Origin of the sequence: Sulfitobacter sp. 1A13421 (assembly GCF_043557285.1) — a bacterium.
Classification (GTDB): domain Bacteria; phylum Pseudomonadota; class Alphaproteobacteria; order Rhodobacterales; family Rhodobacteraceae; genus Sulfitobacter; species Sulfitobacter faviae.
Window position 1 is genome coordinate 312,977 of record NZ_JBIFFQ010000003.1, and the last position, 16,867, is coordinate 329,843.

Below are 16,867 nucleotides of genomic sequence, written 5' to 3' on the forward strand. Positions count from 1 at the left end.
GTTATTTCACCAGATAGGGTTTGGGGGAAGGTTTGGCATCGGCGCTGCCCCCTTGGGCCACCGAGAAATCGCCGACCAGATAGGGGTGCATGCCTTGGTTCTTGAGGTTCTGGAGGAACTGGCCGAAGCCGTTCAGATCAACCATGCGCGGCGCCTCTGACAGGCGGCGCAGACGGGGGCGCCCAATTTCGTCAAGGATATCTTGCAAAGGCTCCATCGGCGCTTCGATGAAATCGGCCATGGTCCAGACCCGCACACGCGCCTTGGTATAGGGCGAATCCAGCACATCCAAATGCGTGCTTTCCGTCTTTTGCAGCTTGGCAGCCAGACGGCGGATATCGGCGAAATCAAGGTTCGAGCGGAACAGCGGCACCGCCCAAGCGCCGGTGATGACCGAAATATGCGCGTTCGGGTCCTTGGCCACACGCCAGTTGATGTCTTGATTGTCCATCGGGCCGAACTGAAAGCACTGACGCTCGCCCCGGGTGTTCCAAATCAGATTGGTCAAGAACGCACTGGCATTGTGATCGCGCAGCACCGGGTTATCCGACAAGGCACCATTTAGCGCGGTTTCTCCGCCCGCGAAATGCACCCGGTCGGGGGCAAAGAGATGCCCATGCACGCGCGCCCCGCTGGCCCGGCTGAGCCAATGTTCGAAATCCTCGAAAATCTCGGTAAAGCCCTGAAACATCGAATAGGGCGCGGCGGTGACGCCATTCTCCCAATCCTCGTTTGGAAAACGACTTTGCATATAAAGCCCCGCACGGCCCCGGGTGCGCCGCTCCACCGCCTTGGCAAAAATGCGGTCGATCTTGCCGGGGTTCGGCTCGGTCTTTTTCATCGCACCGGCAGGGTCGGTTAGAAAGGCATCATAGAGCCTGTCCGCATGAGGCCAAATCTTGCGTGCCACGAAACAATCCGAGCGGCGCAAAAGCTGGAGGTGATCGTCGTAAAAGATATGCGGCTTGCCCTGAAAATCGAACTTCGACAGGGTCAGCGACCGGCTTTCGATCTTGCTGGAATAGAGCCGTGCAAGGGTCTGAAAATAGCTTTCGTCCGGGATCCAAACATGGCGAAAGAACTTGTCATAGGTGGGCCGGTCGGGGTCTTGCAGGATCGCCGATAGGGTGCGCCGGGTCAGGCACCACCATTGCGAGCCCATATGCGGCACGATCCCGCGCGGCATCCGACGTTTCAACCGCAGCAGGCGCTGCACCTCGACCGCGCGGTCGAACAGATAGCGGTTGCGCCGCCATGAAAAGGGGAAGCGCAAGGTAAACCGCTCTGCATCCAGCCCGCCCACAGTCCAAGGCACATCCGCCGTGGTGGCGCTTTCGATAAAATCGGTCTGGGGACGGTCCTCAAGATAGTCGATCAACTCCTGCACCGGGCGCAGCGGCAGGCAAGAGCCGGAGGCCAGATAGACATGGCGCACCTTGGGAAAGCGCGAGAGCATCATCTCCGCCGCCCCCTGAGAGGCGGCAACGATCCCCCAAGTGCCCCATTCGCAGCGCTTGCGCGGGCTAAAGCAGACATCCTTGAGATCCGACAGCGCCGCTACAAAGGCATCATGCGCCCGCCGGGGCACCGCCTTGTCGATATGGATCACCACCGGACAGCCCGCCGCCGCCCAATGCCGCGCGACCTGCTCGGCCCGGTCAAAAGCGTTGTGCACCAACATGACGATCCCGACGCTCATGCCCAGTTCCCCTTGGACATGAGGCCCAGGATCTCAAGCTGTCGCCAATTGATGTAGCGTTCCGACCATTTGCACCAAAGCTGCGGGTCGTCTTTCAGCTGTTCGGCATAGGCTTTGTATTCGACAGAAGCCGCGTAATGCTCGCTACGCTGCAACTCCTCCGCCGCTTTGGCCCCGAAGGTGTCGAGGAATTTGGCGTGCAAGAGGACGCCCGAGGCTTTCTCTCCGCCCCATTCGTCATAGACCTGATTAAGCCCGCGCGGCAGCAGCATATGGGTCGAGCTGACATAGGCATAGCGCCGATCCCATTTGACCAGCGGCACCTTGTTCAGCGCGGGCGCCTTGGCAGGCGCGTCAGGGAAGAACACCCGCGCCCGTGGTCCGCCCTGTATCCAGAGATTCCCAAACCGCCGATTGCGCGAAATGGTGTAATTGCCACTGTCGAACCATGCGGCGATCTCAATCGGGTTCTGCCCCGCCTGATAGGGTTCCTCGTCAAGCCGCCCCTTGGGATACATATCCAGCAGCATCGCCGAAAAGCTCTTGATCGAAGAGGCATCGAGCCAATCGGTCAGCGCCCGCAGGGGGCGCGTGTCACAAAAGGGGTAGACCAAAAACTCATCCGGATCGACCGTCAGCGCCCAATGGCCGTGGGCGTATTTCATCTGCAACCAATTCAGCCAATCCACCCCAAAGCGCGCGCGTTTGTAACTGGCCTTGGCGCTCCAGACCGAGACATCAGGTTGCTTGGCCAGATAGTCGAGCGCACCATCGTCGCTGTCATTATCGACAAAGAAGAAATGCCCGACGCCCATCTCGCGGTAGTATTTCAGGAAATAGGGCAGCCGGATCGCTTCGTTACGCTGCGTGCAGAACAGCAGAATATCGTCAGCCGTGATCTGCGCGGTCCGGTTCGCCACAGAGGTCAACTCGCGCCGCTTGCGGAAGGCGCGGATGCGCCAGCGCTTGCGTTGCAGCCGCAACCGATATGACTGAATTAAGCCCAAACCGCCCCTTACCTATCGCGTCTGACCGCCCCTCTACCGCGCTATCACGTCGACTTTAACACGGTCTTGAAGTGTTCGGCCCATGTTGGCGCGATAAAAGTCGTCGCAGGGCGCGGGTCTGGCACAGATGCGGCCCATTCTTCGATTGTTCTGATCCATGAATAGGGTTCGCTCAGGGGCGCGTAAACGGCTTTGTCGCCCAAGACCTCATGCAAGACCGGCAAATCGTTGCATAAAACACGCGTTCCAAGGCTCAGCGCCTCTGCCGGGGGCAGGCCAAACCCCTCTGCATGGCTGGGGAAGAGCATCCCCGCCGCCCCCTGCACCAAGGCCGCCAATCCTGTGTCACTAAGGTTCGCCAGCTCCTGCACAGGGCCGTTTTCTGGCAGATGGTCGAGCCGGTCGAAAACCGCGCTGTTGTTCCACCCCCGCGCCCCGCAGATCAGCAAAAGCGGCGCATCGGGCCCCATCTTTTGCCACAGGTCCAGCAAAAACCCGTGGTTCTTGCGCGGCTCGATCGTACCGACAACGACGAAATAGGGACGCTCTGGCGGAAGCCCTGCAGGCAGCTCGCCAGCATCGGGCGCGGGCAGATCGACGCCAAGATGCGCGACGACGGCAGGCGGAACCCGCCCGCGCATCTGCGCCTCGCTGCGCTGACGCGTGTCTTGCGAGTTATAAATCACCAGATCGGCCTGCGCGCTCACCCGGTCGATCTTGGCCCGAAACGGCGCAACGGAGCCGGGGCGTTGGTAGGCGGGATATTCCAATGGGATCACGTCATGGATCAGAACGGCACTTCGCCCCCGCCCCTGTTTCACGGCGCCCAGAACCCGGTCCGTCAGATTGCTGTGCCCGACATTCAGATAGGCAAAACCCGGCGGCAAATGCCGGGAGAGCGTCGCGGGCAACCGGGCCGGAACGCAGCGCGCGACGGCCAAACGCCGCAAGTCGCTTTCCGCCCGGCTGAGCGCCACAGTACGCCCCCGCGGCAGACGCGAAAGCAGATCCGCCCGCCCCCAAGAAACGCGGCCGGCAAGCCGATCCTGAAAGCTCCGCATCCCATCGCGGTCCAGCAGGACATAGCCCAAAGCGGTACGCGCCACTCCAAAAAGCGGCGCGTCCTCTGTCAAAAGATGTGAGAGATAGGCCAGTTCGACCCGATCCACCCCCGTCGCGCCCCGCCCGGCCCGACGCAAACTGCGCGTCAGGTCCAACAGCCGCGCGGGGGGAGACTGAGGCTTTTGCAAAGGTCCGCTTTGCGCCCTTACTGCGCCGCGCGGTCGACTTGCGAGATGCTTTGCAGATAGGCCGAAAGATCGTCGCGCAATTCTTCACGGGCGAGGCCGAAGGCCACGGTCGCTTGCAGAAAGCCCGCTTTAGAGCCGCAATCGAACCGCTGCCCGCGGAAACGGAAGCCATAGACATCGCGGTCTTGCTCAATCTCTTGCGCGATCGCATCGGTCAATTGAATTTCACCGCCCGAACCGGATTTCAGCTTGTTCAGGTTCTTCAAAACGGTCGGCGCCAGAATATAGCGCCCGATCACCGCGAGGTTCGATGGTGCTTCGTCGACGGCAGGCTTTTCAACCATGCCATTGACCTTCACACGATCACCGCGTTCTTCGCTGGTATCGAGAATGCCGTAAGAGGACGTGCGGGAAGGCTCCACCTCCATCGCGGCGACCATGCTGCCGCCGGTTTCTTCATAGGCCTCGACCATCTGTTGAAGACAAGGTTTCTCCGCCGCGATCACGTCATCCGGCAGCATCACTGCAAAGGGCTCATTGCCGATCAAACGGCGCGCGCACCAGACCGCATGGCCCAAGCCCAGCGCCTTGTGCTGGCGGATATAGGCGATTGCGCCACTGTCCATATTCGTGCTTTGCAGTGTCTCCAGAAGCTCGGTCTTGCCCTTTTTGCGCAACTCCTGCTCAAGCTGCGGGGCGTGATCGAAGTAATCCTCCAGCGCGCCTTTGCCGCGTGAGGTTACGAAGATGAACTCTTTGATCCCAGCGGCGCGCGCCTCATCGATTGCATATTGAACCAAAGGCCGGTCAACGAGAGTCATAATCTCTTTCGGCACCGATTTGGTGGCGGGCAGAAAGCGTGTCCCCATGCCTGCAACCGGGAAAATCGCTTTTGTAACCTTCTTGCGCATTTTAATCCTTACAACTTATTCGAAATATACAGAACGCCCCGGTCAATTTACCTGCGTCTTCCTACCGGCGATGATCATCGCCGAAACCGCGCTGTCTGGCAACTCGCTTAACTTCCCTTTGCAGCCTGTCGAGGCGCCGAGCTAAGCGGAAAACCGCGTCATCCCGTGTGGACTTTCCGTATATTCCACCTGTTTGCAGCCAAATAGCGTAGGTCGGATCAAAGGCAACGCGATGATAAAGCGCGGTCGGCGAAAGGTTGATCAGGGTCACGATCTCCCCAGCTAGCGCCCGTTTTGCGGCCTTTGCCCGGTCTTGTGCCAGTTTTATGGGCCGGGTGAACATGGCGACGCTGCGCCGTGCGCGGGCGGGGAAAGGGCGGAAAGCGCTGTTGGGATCGCGCGGCAGGGTGGCGCTGGCGATGGGGCGCTTCACCCCTTCGGCATGGCCTTCGTCCAACCGGCGCAGCAGCTTTGTGACATCACGCGGTTCCAGCCCGCCGGTTACAAGATGGCGCAGCATACGGCGGCGCTCTGCTGCGCGAAGATGCGCCCAATGGGCGGCACGATCCTGCGCGGGCAAATGTTTGCGGTGGAATACGGCCCAACTGGCCCCGATATCGAAAAGATCGCGCGGCACGCGGTTGGCGCTGCGCATCGCGTTAGCGGCGTATCCGTGATGAACCTCCGCCAGTGGCACGATCGCAGTGGCATGGCCCGCCCGCGCCAGCCGCATGTTCAGGTCGGTCTCGTCTAGATAATAGCGAAAGGCCGGGTCGAAGCCGTCGATCTCAACCAAAACCTCGCGCCGAAAAGCCATATTGGTGCCTTCGGTCTTGATCGCCCCACCCGGCGGAGGGCGCAGAATGCTGGGGGATAGAGGATCGGCATCAAGGTCTTCCGGCTCTCCGAAACCGTTTAGCCGGCGCGCGCGATATTGGAACGAGATGCCGTTGCGCCCTCGGACGAAACCGGTCATTGCCGCGACTTCGGGCTGTTGGGCAGGTGCCAGCAGGTGGCGCAGCCATTGCGGCTCGGGCACCGCGTCATCGTCGATAAAGGCCACGACCTCCCCCGCGGCCTCGGCGATCCCAAGGTTGCGCGCGGCAGAGATGTTCGGCCTGTCGAAAGGGACCAGTTTCAACGCCCCGGCGAAATGCTTGGCGCGGGCCACGGCGATCCCGGCGGGATCAGCCACGATGATGACCTCGAAAGGGGCATATTGAAGCTGTTCCACCCCCGTCAGGCAGCGCCGCAATGCTTCGGGCCGGTTCCGGCTGACGATCACGATGCTGACAGGCACGCCGCTTTCCAGCGTGGCACTGACGGGGGTGGGGGTCATTCCAGACCCATTTTCGCCATCATGGCTTCGAGCTTTGGCACGTCTTCGGGGTTGTTCAACTCCCAGAATTCGCGGCCCTTAGCCTCGACCTCCGCACAAAGCACGGCGCGGCCGTTTTCGAGGAAACGCAACTGCTCCAGCCCCTCCAACTGCTCCAAGGGGCCGACCGGCCAGCTTGGGTATTGGGCCAGCGCGGCGGGGCGGTAGGCATAGACGCCGACGTGGTGGAAGACCGGGGTCATATCCGTCTCTGCATAGGGCTTTCCGGTGTAGGGAACGACCTCTTTCGAGAAGTAGAGCGCTTGATTGTCGGCGCCGAAAACCGCCGTGGTGCCGCCCACGCGGCCCGCTTTGCGGTCAGCCAGAAGACTGTTCAACGTGGCCCCGTCGCAGCGCAGAACCGGGGTGGCGATCTCAGCCTCGGGGTTGTCTTTCAACCCCTGCACCAGCCCTTCGACAAACCAATGCGGCGTCAGCGGGGCGTCACCTTGCAGGTTGACCACGATGTCATAGCCCCCACCCAATGCGGCATGGGCCTCGGCACAGCGTTCGGTGCCGTTGGCGCAGCTTTCCGAGGTCATCACGACCTCGGCGCCGAAGCCTTCGGCGGCCTCCCGAATGCGGTCATCGTCGGTGGCCACCACCACGCGGTCGACGCCCGACACCGCGCTGGCGGCCCGCCAACTGCGTTCGATCAGGGTCTGTTTCTCGCCCGATGCCCCGGTGAGCGCCACCAGCGGCTTGCCGGGATAGCGGGTGGAGGCATAGCGGGCGGGGATGACGATCAGGACAGACATCAACCCGCCTTCAACTCAAGGCCCGGGGCATGGGCGATGAAGAAAGGGTTGGCGAAGTCTTCCTTGCCGTAGGTCAGGGGCGAGAGGTCGTCAAAGCGCACCACCGCGCCGCCTGCCCCGTTCAGCACCGCATGGCCCGCGGCGGTGTCCCACTCCATCGTGCGGCCCAAACGCGGGTAGAGATCGGCCTCTCCCGTCGCGACGAGACAGAATTTCAACGACGACCCCGCCGAAGTCATGTCCCGCACAGTGTATTTACCGATGTAATCATCGGTCGCCTGATCGCGGTGGGATTTGGAGGCGACGACCATCAGGGCCGCATTGTCGGGGTTAGAGACTGAAATCGCTTTGGTTTCGCCCACCTGCCCTTTGTCGAATGCGCCGGACTCTTCGACCGACTGGCCGTCGGCTTGGGTAAAGAACATCCGGGCTTTGGCGGGGGCATAGACCACGCCGCGCGTCGGCACGCCGCCTTCGACCAGCGCGATGTTCACCGTGAAATCCCCGCGGCGGTGGACGAACTCTTTGGTGCCATCCAGCGGATCGACGATGAGAAAGGTATCGCCCTTGGCGGAATGGGTCGCAGCCTGCTCTTCGGTCACCAACATCACATCGGGGAAAGCGGCGCGGAGCCCGTCGGAAATGATCGCATCGGCGGCTTCGTCGGCGGCGGTGACGGGGCTGTCGTCGGATTTCGATTTCACCTCGAAATCGTCCTGACCGTAGATCTCCATGATCTTGTCCCCGGCTTCCAATGCCAGCCGCCGCATTTCCGCGACCAGTTTCTCGTAATCCATTTTGCCTCCGGCCCTGCGGGCTGTCGTTGCTTCAATTCACTGTTTCCCTTATGCTGCGGAGCTAACGGAACAGCAAGAATTCCGTGCCACGCTAGGGCTTCGTCAAGGACGCGCGCATGTTCCAGTCTTCCAGAAAGCCGAAATCCGGCATCGGTTCTGCCCTCGCCATCGCGGAACTGGTCTACCATTCCGTGGTGCGCAACGTGCGCAAACAGCACAACAATGCCTTTATCGCCATCGCGATGAACATGCTGCAAACGGTGATGTTCGTAGTGGCCTTCTATGTGATGTTTTCAATCCTCGGGATGCGCGGCTCCGCCGTGCGGGGTGACTTCCTCATCTATCTGATGTCCGGGATTTTCCTCTACCTCACCCATGTGAAAGCTTTGGGCGCGGTCGCGGGGTCTGAGGGACCGGCAAGCCCGATGATGCAGCACGCCCCGATGAACACGATCATCGCCATCGCGTCAGCGGCGGTGGGATCGCTCTATATCCAAGTTCTGTCGCTCTTCGTGATCTTGTTCATCTATCATGTGGCGGTCACCCCGATCACCATAGATCAGCCTTTTGCCGCTTTTGGCATGATGCTGACTGCGTGGTTTACCGGCTGCGCGCTTGGGCTGGTGATGCTGGCGATCAAACCGTGGTTTCCGTCCTTCGTGACGATTTTCTCAACCGTCTATCAACGCGCCAATATGATCGCCTCGGGGAAGATGTTCCTCGCCAACTCCCTGCCCGGCTATATGCTGGCGATGTTTGACTGGAACCCGCTGTTTCACAGCATCGACCAAGCGCGCGGCTTTGCCTTCATCAATTACAACCCGCGCTACACCAGTTGGGAATATCCGCTTTGGGTGGGTCTGGTGCTTTTGATGATTGGGCTGATGGGCGAATTCTATACCCGCCGCCATGCGTCGATCAGTTGGAACGCCCGGCGATGAGACTTCTGGCGCTCTTCCTCTGCCTTTGGGCATTGCCTGTCTGGGCGACGCAGGATGCATGGCCCGCCCTGCATGACGTCAGCGGTGTCGCGGCGGATGACGTGTTGAACATTCGCCAAGCCCCGAGTGCCAATGCCCCGATCATCGGCAGCTTTGAGCCTGACACCCGGAACATCGAAGTGATCCACCCCGATGACCATCACGGCTGGGGCTTGGTCAACACGGGCGAAGGGAGCGGCTGGGTCTCTCTGCGTTTCCTCACCCGGCAAGCGGGCCAATGGGCCGGTGCGATGCCACCCGTGGCCCATTGCGGCGGGACGGAGCCGTTTTGGTCTTTTGAGGTGACCGGCGAGACGTTGAGCTATGCCGCCATGGCGGACAGCCCGCACGCTTACCGCATTACGCAGTCTGGCCCGGCGCAGGGGCGGCGCGACAGTTTTCACATGATCGCCGAGGGGCCGCAGGGCGCGGCCATCGCTACGCTCACGGCGCGCGCCTGTAGCGATGGCATGTCGGATCGCGCCTATGGGCTGACGGTCGACTTCCTTTTGCAGGGAAATGATGGCTGGCAACATCAGACAGGGTGTTGTTCGCTTAGCCACTGAAGCGACGGACTTTTTGAAAAAGTCCGTCTCCGTTTTCTTACAAAGAAAACGTCACTCCACCACGCGCAGCGTCAAGTTGATCCGCCCGCCTTTGGGCAGCAATGTCGAGGTGCCGGGTTTGATCCGGTCCACGCCGTGATAGGTCAGCCGCGCATCACCGCCCATCACCACCACATCACCCGATTGCAGCCAAATCGATTCTGTCTTGCCCCCTCGGGTCAGGTTGCCGATCCGAAACAACCCATCATCCTCCAGAGAGACTGAGACCACAGGCCACTGAAAATCCGCCTCGTCCCGGTCTTGATGCAGCCCCATACGCGCATCGGCATCGTAGTAGTTGATCAGGCAGCATTCCGGGCGGCGCTCCAACCCGGTCAACTGATCCCAAATCGCCATAATCGGCGCCGGGATCTCGGGCCAAGGCTGGCCGTCGGGATGTTCGGTGACGTAACGATACCCGCGCCGATCCGAAAACCAGCCATAGCGCCCTGCCGCGCTCATCCGGACCGACATACGCCCGCCGCGCGGCACTTCGGGGCGAAAGAACGGCGCCTGACGCACCACGCCGCGCACCGCCTCCAGCACCTCTTGCTGGGCCGCTCTGCCCAGAAATTCCTTGTGAATATCAAAGCCCCGGAGGCGCAAAGCAGTCATTTTTCGTTCTTCCTCACTCGTTTAGCAAAAACATCACGGAATCGCGACCATCCAGACCAGCCAATGGTTGCAGGGTGCAAATACCCTCCCTATATACGCTCCGAACCGTCGAAGGCACGTGGTCTTCGATGTCAACAGATCGGGGCAGGATGCCAAAACGGGTCCGCGCCTCGTGTCATCGCCTTAGATTCAAAGAGGGATCGAAACATGTCCAAAGTAATCGGTATTGACCTTGGCACCACCAACAGCTGTATCGCCATCATGGATGGCAGCCAGCCGCGTGTGATCGAAAACGCCGAAGGCGCGCGCACCACGCCGTCGATCGTCGCCTTCACCGACGATGAACGCCTTGTCGGCCAGCCGGCGAAACGCCAGGCGGTCACCAACCCCGAAAACACAGTCTTTGGCGTCAAGCGCCTGATCGGCCGCCGCAACGACGATGCGGATCTGGCCAAAGATAAAAAGAACATGCCGTTCAACGTCATCGACGGCGGCAACGGCGACGCATGGGTCGAAGCCAAGGGTGAGAAATACTCCCCAAGCCAAATCTCGGCCTTTATCCTCGGCAAGATGAAAGAAACCGCAGAAAGCTATCTGGGTGAGGAAGTCTCTCAGGCGGTTATCACCGTGCCTGCCTACTTTAACGACGCCCAGCGTCAGGCCACCAAAGACGCCGGCAAGATCGCCGGTCTCGAAGTGCTGCGCATCATCAACGAGCCGACAGCTGCCGCGCTGGCCTACGGCCTCGACAAAGAGAACACGCAAACCATCGCGGTCTATGACCTTGGCGGCGGTACATTCGACGTGACCATTCTTGAGATCGACGACGGCCTGTTCGAAGTGAAATCCACCAACGGCGACACCTTCCTTGGTGGTGAAGACTTTGACATGCGCATCGTGAACTACCTTGCGGAAGAGTTCAAAAAGGCCAACGGCGTTGACCTGACGCAAGACAAGATGGCGCTGCAGCGTCTGAAGGAAGCGGCAGAGAAGGCCAAGATCGAACTGTCCTCCTCCAGCCAGACCGAGATCAACCAGCCCTTCATCTCGATGGGCAAGGATGGCTCGCCGCTGCACATGGTCATGAAGCTGACCCGTGCCAAGCTGGAAAGCCTCGTTGGTGACCTGATCAAAGCCTCGATGAAGCCCTGCGCCGCCGCGCTGAAGGATGCCGGCCTGTCCGCGTCCGACATCGACGAAGTCGTGCTCGTGGGTGGTATGACCCGTATGCCGAAGGTGGCCGAAGAGGTCTCCAAATTCTTCGGCAAGGAGCCGCACAAGGGTGTGAACCCGGACGAAGTCGTGGCCCTTGGTGCCGCCATTCAGGCCGGTGTTCTGCAAGGCGACGTGAAGGACGTGGTCCTGCTCGACGTGACTCCGCTGTCCCTCGGTATTGAGACGCTCGGTGGTGTCTTCACCCGTCTGATCGACCGTAACACCACGATCCCGACGAAGAAGTCTCAGGTCTTCTCGACCGCCGAAGACAACCAGAACGCCGTGACCATCCGGGTCTTCCAAGGTGAGCGTGAGATGGCTGCCGACAACAAGATGCTCGGTGCCTTCAACCTTGAGAACATCCCGCCTGCCCCGCGCGGCATGCCGCAGATCGAAGTGACTTTCGACATTGACGCCAACGGCATCGTGTCGGTCGGCGCGCTCGACAAAGGCACCGGTAAGGAGCAGAAGATCACGATCCAAGCTTCGGGCGGTCTGTCGGATGCGGACATCGAACAGATGGTCAAAGACGCGGAAGAGAATGCCGAGGCGGACAAGTCCCGTCGCGAGCTGATCGAAGCGAAGAACCAGGCGGAATCGCTGATCCACTCGACCGAGAAGTCACTGGAAGAGCATTCCGACAAGGTCGACCCGACCACCGTCGAAGCGATCGAACTGGCCATTGCCGCGCTGAAAGACGAGCTGGAAACAGACAACGCCGACAAGATCAAGAACGGCATCCAGAACGTCACCGAATCCGCCATGAAACTGGGCGAAGCCATCTATAAGGCCGCTCAGGAAGAGGGCGGCAGCGAAGACACGGCGCAGCCTTCGAATGCTCAGCAAGCCCAAGGTGGCGATGACGACATCCTTGATGCCGAGTTCGAAGATCTGGACGACGACAAGCGCGCGTAAGCGTGTGAAACGGAACCTGTGAAAGGGCCGGTCCGTCAGACGGGCCGGCCTATCACGTTCCAGCGCAGGAGCATGATAACCCATGGCAAAACGTGACTACTACGAGGTGCTTGGCGTTGCCAAAGGGGCCTCTGCCGACGAGATCAAGAAAGCCTATCGCCGCAAGGTGAAGGACCTCCACCCCGACCGCAACAAAGACAACCCCCAAGCCGAAGCCCAGTTCAAAGAAGTGGGCGAGGCTTATGATGTGCTCAAAGACGGTGACAAGAAAGCCGCCTATGATCGCTATGGCCACGCCGCCTTTGAAGGTGGCATGGGCGGCGGGCGTCCCGGCGGCGGCATGGGCGGCGGTCAGGGCGATTTCTCTTCGGCCTTTTCCGACGTCTTCGACGATCTTTTCGGTGACTTCATGGGCCAACGTGGCGGTGGCGGAGGACGACGTGCCGCACGCGGGGCTGATTTGCGCTACAACCTGCGCATCTCGCTCGAAGATGCCTTTTCGGGCATGCAAAAGTCGATCACCGTCCCGGCCTCCGTCCAATGTGACGCCTGTGACGGCAGCGGTGCCGAAGGCGGCGCGGAACCTTCGACCTGCCCCACCTGTTCGGGCATGGGCAAGGTGCGCGCGCAGCAAGGTTTCTTTACCGTCGAGCGGACCTGCCCGACCTGTTCCGGCATGGGGCAGATCGTTAAGAATCCTTGCAAGAAATGCCGCGGCGCGGGCCGGGTTGAGAAAGAGCGCACGCTCTCGGTCAACATCCCCGCGGGCGTCGAAACCGGCACCCGCATCCGTCTCGCTGGCGAAGGCGAAGCGGGCATGCGTGGCGGGCCGTCCGGTGATCTCTACATCTTTATTGAGGTGGCCGATCACGAGTTGTTCGAACGCGACGGGCCGAACCTCTTCTGTCGTGTTCCGGTGTCGATGAGCGCTGCCGCTTTGGGTGGAAATATCGAAGTGCCCACCATCGACGGGGGCCGTGGCCGCGTGCAGATCCCCGCGGGCAGCCAATCGGGCCGTCAGATGCGTCTGCGCGGCAAGGGCATGCCGCCGCTGCGTGGCGGTGGCGTGGGTGACATGATCATCGAACTGGCGGTCGAGACCCCGGTGAACCTGACCAACCGGCAGAAAGAACTGCTGCGCGAGTTCGAGGGCGAGGCCCAGAACAACAACCCCGAAAGCAGCAACTTCTTCTCCTCCGTCAAATCCTTCTGGGATTCGATGAAGGGTTAACCATCGGGGGGAGCCGTGGATGCGGCTCCCCTTTTTCGGCAGCGTGGCGAACGAAGTTTTAACCGTCCGTTAACCGAATAATAACCACTTTGGCGCGACACTCCGGGCATGACCCGTGCCCCGAGAACATTGGCTGATCAGCCCCTCCCCTATCTGCTGGACGAAGCGCACAGCCCGCCGTCCAATACGGGCAAGCAACCTTCTTATATCGCGGATCACCGCCAACGCCTCCGCAGCCGTTTCATCGACGGCGGCGCGGCGGCCATGCCGGATTACGAGATGTTGGAGCTTGTCCTCTTCCGTGCCATCCCGCGCCGGGATGTGAAACCGCTGGCCCGCGAACTGCTGGACCGGTTCGGCGACTTCAACCGCGTCATCACCGCCCCCGCCGCCCGTCTGCGCGATGTCAAAGGCGTCGGCGAAGCGGTGATTGTCGAGCTTAAGATCGTCGAAGCTGCGGCCCAGCGACTGGCTCGGGCGAAGGTCCTACAGCGCCATGTCGTGTCCTCTTGGGATGCGCTGCTGGACTATTGCCACACCACCATGGCCCATCTGGAGATGGAGCAGTTTCGCGTCCTTTACCTCGACCGGAAGAACATCCTCATCGCGGACGAAGAACAGGCGAAGGGTACGGTTGACCATGTCCCTGTCTATCCGCGTGAGGTTGCCAAACGCGCGCTTGAGTTGAACGCCAGCGCGATTATCCTCGTGCATAACCACCCCTCGGGCGATCCCAGCCCGTCACGCGCAGACATTGACATGACCCGGCAGGTCGCCGCCGCCTGTGACGCCTTGGGACTAACCCTGCATGACCACCTGATCATCGGAAAATCGCGCGAGCTCAGCTTTCGCAGTGAGGGGCATCTATAGCGGGGTGTGCCTAGCGCACCCAAACCTCCACTCGCCGGTTTGCTTGACGGCCCCATTCGCTGTCGTCACAGGCAATCGGCATCGCCTCCCCAAAGGCATCGACCCGCAGATCGATGCGCAACAGATTGGCCGTGACCGCAGCCGCGCTGACCGCGCGCTGCACCGCTTCGGCCCGGCGCAGGGCGATTTCGCGATTGGCCCGCGCGGCCCCCTCGCCATCGCTGAAGCCCACGAACATCAGCCGCCGCGCATCATACTGCCCCTGCTCCAAGGCCCGCGCCAATTGCTGCACGTTGGACCGCGACTGCGCATCAAGCCGGATCGACCCGGCCTCGAAGCGGAAAGAGGTGGTGAGCCGCGCCATCGGCACCAGCGTCGCTGTCATACGCTGCAACTCTTCCAGCGGCGTTTCCGCGCCCGCCGTGATGATCGCATTGACAAAGCGGTTGCCCTGCTCCTCAACCGGGATTTCCTCGGGCGTTTGATCCACGAAACCGGCCCGGCGGATCACGATCTGGGCCGAAGGGCCACGGGTGAAGGCCAGAAACTCGCGCGTGATCAGCGGCAAGCGTCGGGCGGGGAAATACAGGAACATCGGCGCGGTCAGCGGGTAGTCTTCGGTTTTGATCGTGCGCCGTGCGGCATCCAGCGCAAAACCGCAGTTGCCGCCAAGGGTCAGCACCTCGGTCTCCCCCTGTTCGGCATAGCTAGTGATGCCAAGGGCAAAAACATCCCGCGCGACCGCTTCGGCCAGCGCATCGGGCATGGCATGACGGGTGACATCGGCGCTCAGTTCCAGCCCGGCGGGGGTGAGCACCTGATCCACGATGGCTTGGCTCAACCCGCTGTCGGCGGTGGGCAGATGCAACTCAATCGGTGCGTCCGGCCCGCCGAGGCGCTGCCAATTCTTGATCTCGCCTGAGAACACCCGCGCCAATGTCAGCGGCGAGATTTGTTTCACCGGGTTGGACGGGGCGACCACCGGCACCACCGCATCAAGCGCCAGAACCCGGCTGCGATTGGCACCGGTCAGATCACCCAAGCCCGCCTCGCGGGCATTGATCCGCTCTTCGCGGCGCACCTCGCGCAAGGCCATAACGACATCGGCCTCATCCGCCAGCAGATCGGCAAAGCCTTCGTTGGTATTGCTCGCCCGGAAATCGAACCGCGCGGCAAGCTTGCCGTCATCCTCACGCGAGAGCAGCAGCGCGAAGCGCCCGCTGTCCCCCTCTTCACGGCTGACGGTATAGCCCTGCCGCGCGGCAAAGGCTTCGATCAGCGCGGGCATCAGCACCGCCCCCATGGTGGCGGAGCCCGAGAAGCGCACCTCGGCCACGAAATCCGCAAGGTTGGGGCAACCCGGCCCGGCGCAGGACACACCGCTGCTGTCGACGGTCAACTCGCCATAGTCCGTCTCGACGCGGTAGAATTCGCCGTCGAACCCCAGCAGGGTGCCGCTGAGTTCGACACTGCCATCGCGCGAGGTCAGTGCGATGTCCTGCGCTGCGGATGCGCCCGTCGTAAAAAGCAAAAGTGCGGCGCTGATCGCCGCACGTTTCAACCCGTTCATCTAGACCTACCCGGTTGCGTCAGTTCTGCGCGACTTTCAGGTCTTGGAGCAAATTATTCAACACCAGAAAGTTGCCGACCGCGTCACAGTCCGGCACGGCGAGGGTCAGGTTTTGGGTTTTCACCGGATCATCGCCGCGCAGTTCCAGCGCCTGTGCTTCAATCTCAAGCCCGCAGTTCGCCTCGCTCACCTCAGCCTCCACGCTGAGCGCGACATCGCCCTCCTGCGCCGCTTTGGCGACCGGGAAGCTATAAACTTCGGCCATCAGCGGCTCAGAAGCCTCAATGTCGCCATTGCGGGTCATGAAGCCCCCTTCGCCCAGTACGGCGGCAGTCATATCGCGCGGCGCACCAGACCAGACATGGCCCGCCTCGCCGTAATCCGCGCCGAACTCGCGGGCGTGAAGCTCAAACCCCGCCGTGCCTTTCCATTGCAGCACGACGCGGTTGAAATCAGAGAGTTCAGGGACCGAAGTCTGCGCCACCGCGCCATCACCGTTGCCGAAGGCGAGGATAAAAACAGCCTCTTCCGCCAAGGCCGGGACGGTGACGGACAACTGCCCTTGGTCATCGGTCACTTCGGTAAAGATCATCCCGTTGTGGTGCACGGTCAGCCGCTCATTCGGCAGGCAGGCGGCATCGAGGGTGAGTTTCGCCATCGCGGCGGCAACGGCATCCGCTTCGGCAATGATATCGCAGGTCGCGGGGATCGCGGCGCCGTGGCTTTCCGGGGCGGGCGGCAGGCTTTGGGGCGCTGCGGCCTTGATCACGCGGTCATCCAATGTCGGCAGCGCGATGGGGCTGTCGAGCGCGGCAGAGGTCAGGGTGATGCCTTCAACCTCAAGCAACGCGCCATTGTCGGCCACCGGGCGCTGCGCCTCAGCCGCGCCATAGCGCTGCTGCGCGGTGTCGGAGCTTTGCATGACATAGCCAATGCCCACCGCACAGGCCAGAGTGCCGACAGCTGTCAAAATTTCTTTCGTGCGCCACATGACAAGTCTCCTTCAACGGATTCGTTAGAGACTTTATGGGCGCGGATCAGGGCCGGGGTATGGCCCTGAAACGCC

15 protein-coding genes are annotated in these 16,867 nt (G+C 61.4%); 5 read left to right on the plus strand and 10 right to left on the minus strand.

Going from position 1 to position 16,867, the window contains the following annotated elements; translation table 11 throughout:
- Position 1: 1 nt before the first annotated feature.
- The 7 genes from ACGYLI_RS08270 to cysQ all read right to left on the minus strand — a co-directional run bounded on the left by ACGYLI_RS08270 (position 2) and on the right by cysQ (position 7,800).
- On the minus strand, positions 2-1,699 hold the full coding sequence (locus tag ACGYLI_RS08270) for a beta-1,6-N-acetylglucosaminyltransferase (protein WP_394418713.1): 1,698 nt from the start codon (positions 1,697-1,699) through the stop codon (positions 2-4).
- Positions 1,696-2,682 carry a glycosyltransferase family 2 protein gene (locus ACGYLI_RS08275; protein ID WP_394418714.1) on the minus strand — a complete coding sequence of 329 codons (987 nt, stop codon included), beginning with the start codon at positions 2,680-2,682 and terminating at the stop codon, positions 1,696-1,698. Before ACGYLI_RS08275 ends, ACGYLI_RS08270 begins: the two co-directional genes overlap by 4 nt.
- Before the next feature lie 68 nt (positions 2,683-2,750).
- Positions 2,751-3,923, minus strand: a complete 1,173-nt coding sequence (locus ACGYLI_RS08280; protein ID WP_394418716.1) for a glycosyltransferase family 4 protein — start codon at positions 3,921-3,923, stop codon at positions 2,751-2,753.
- Positions 3,924-3,973: 50 nt separating this feature from the next.
- Positions 3,974-4,867, minus strand: coding sequence for a UTP--glucose-1-phosphate uridylyltransferase GalU (gene galU, locus ACGYLI_RS08285; RefSeq protein ID WP_209216861.1), 894 nt, complete (start codon positions 4,865-4,867; stop codon positions 3,974-3,976).
- Between the two features lie 61 nt (positions 4,868-4,928).
- Entirely contained in the window at positions 4,929-6,206 is a 1,278-nt protein-coding gene (locus ACGYLI_RS08290; RefSeq protein WP_394418717.1) for a glycosyltransferase family 2 protein, read from the minus strand.
- A complete protein-coding gene (locus ACGYLI_RS08295) occupies positions 6,203-7,003 on the minus strand; it encodes a 3-deoxy-manno-octulosonate cytidylyltransferase (RefSeq protein WP_394418719.1) in 801 nt (266 codons plus the stop codon). Before ACGYLI_RS08295 ends, ACGYLI_RS08290 begins: the two co-directional genes overlap by 4 nt.
- On the minus strand, positions 7,003-7,800 hold the full coding sequence (gene cysQ / locus ACGYLI_RS08300; RefSeq protein WP_394418721.1) for a 3'(2'),5'-bisphosphate nucleotidase CysQ: 798 nt from the start codon (positions 7,798-7,800) through the stop codon (positions 7,003-7,005). The genes ACGYLI_RS08295 and cysQ overlap by 1 nt, the downstream gene beginning before the upstream one ends.
- Positions 7,801-7,916: 116 nt before the next feature.
- Here cysQ and ACGYLI_RS08305 point away from each other — a divergent pair, with 116 nt between their 5' ends.
- Both ACGYLI_RS08305 and ACGYLI_RS08310 read left to right on the plus strand, forming a co-directional pair.
- On the plus strand, positions 7,917-8,741 hold the full coding sequence (locus tag ACGYLI_RS08305) for an ABC transporter permease (protein WP_394418723.1): 825 nt from the start codon (positions 7,917-7,919) through the stop codon (positions 8,739-8,741).
- Complete coding sequence (locus ACGYLI_RS08310) at positions 8,738-9,346, plus strand: COG3650 family protein (RefSeq protein ID WP_394418725.1); 609 nt, start codon at positions 8,738-8,740, stop codon at positions 9,344-9,346. The genes ACGYLI_RS08305 and ACGYLI_RS08310 overlap by 4 nt, the downstream gene beginning before the upstream one ends.
- A 51-nt stretch (positions 9,347-9,397) precedes the next feature.
- On the opposite strand, the gene ACGYLI_RS08315 is transcribed toward ACGYLI_RS08310, so the two are convergent.
- Positions 9,398-10,000 carry an alpha-ketoglutarate-dependent dioxygenase AlkB family protein gene (locus ACGYLI_RS08315; protein ID WP_394418727.1) on the minus strand — a complete coding sequence of 201 codons (603 nt, stop codon included), beginning with the start codon at positions 9,998-10,000 and terminating at the stop codon, positions 9,398-9,400.
- A 207-nt stretch (positions 10,001-10,207) separates the two neighbouring features.
- Here ACGYLI_RS08315 and dnaK point away from each other — a divergent pair, with 207 nt between their 5' ends.
- From dnaK to radC, 3 genes are all read left to right on the plus strand, one after another.
- Positions 10,208-12,130, plus strand: a complete 1,923-nt coding sequence (dnaK, locus tag ACGYLI_RS08320) for a molecular chaperone DnaK (RefSeq protein WP_394418729.1) — start codon at positions 10,208-10,210, stop codon at positions 12,128-12,130.
- A gap of 82 nt (positions 12,131-12,212) precedes the next feature.
- Positions 12,213-13,361 (plus strand): molecular chaperone DnaJ, encoded by a 1,149-nt coding sequence (dnaJ, locus tag ACGYLI_RS08325; RefSeq protein ID WP_394418731.1) that lies wholly within the window; start codon positions 12,213-12,215, stop codon positions 13,359-13,361.
- A gap of 108 nt (positions 13,362-13,469) precedes the next feature.
- Positions 13,470-14,231, plus strand: coding sequence for a DNA repair protein RadC (gene radC / locus ACGYLI_RS08330; protein ID WP_394418733.1), 762 nt, complete (start codon positions 13,470-13,472; stop codon positions 14,229-14,231).
- Positions 14,232-14,241: 10 nt separating this feature from the next.
- On the opposite strand, the gene ACGYLI_RS08335 is transcribed toward radC, so the two are convergent.
- Entirely contained in the window at positions 14,242-15,801 is a 1,560-nt protein-coding gene (locus ACGYLI_RS08335; protein ID WP_394418735.1) for a phosphate ABC transporter substrate-binding/OmpA family protein, read from the minus strand.
- A 19-nt stretch (positions 15,802-15,820) separates the two neighbouring features.
- Positions 15,821-16,792 (minus strand): hypothetical protein, encoded by a 972-nt coding sequence (locus ACGYLI_RS08340; protein WP_394418737.1) that lies wholly within the window; start codon positions 16,790-16,792, stop codon positions 15,821-15,823.
- Between the last annotated feature and the right edge of the window lie 75 nt (positions 16,793-16,867).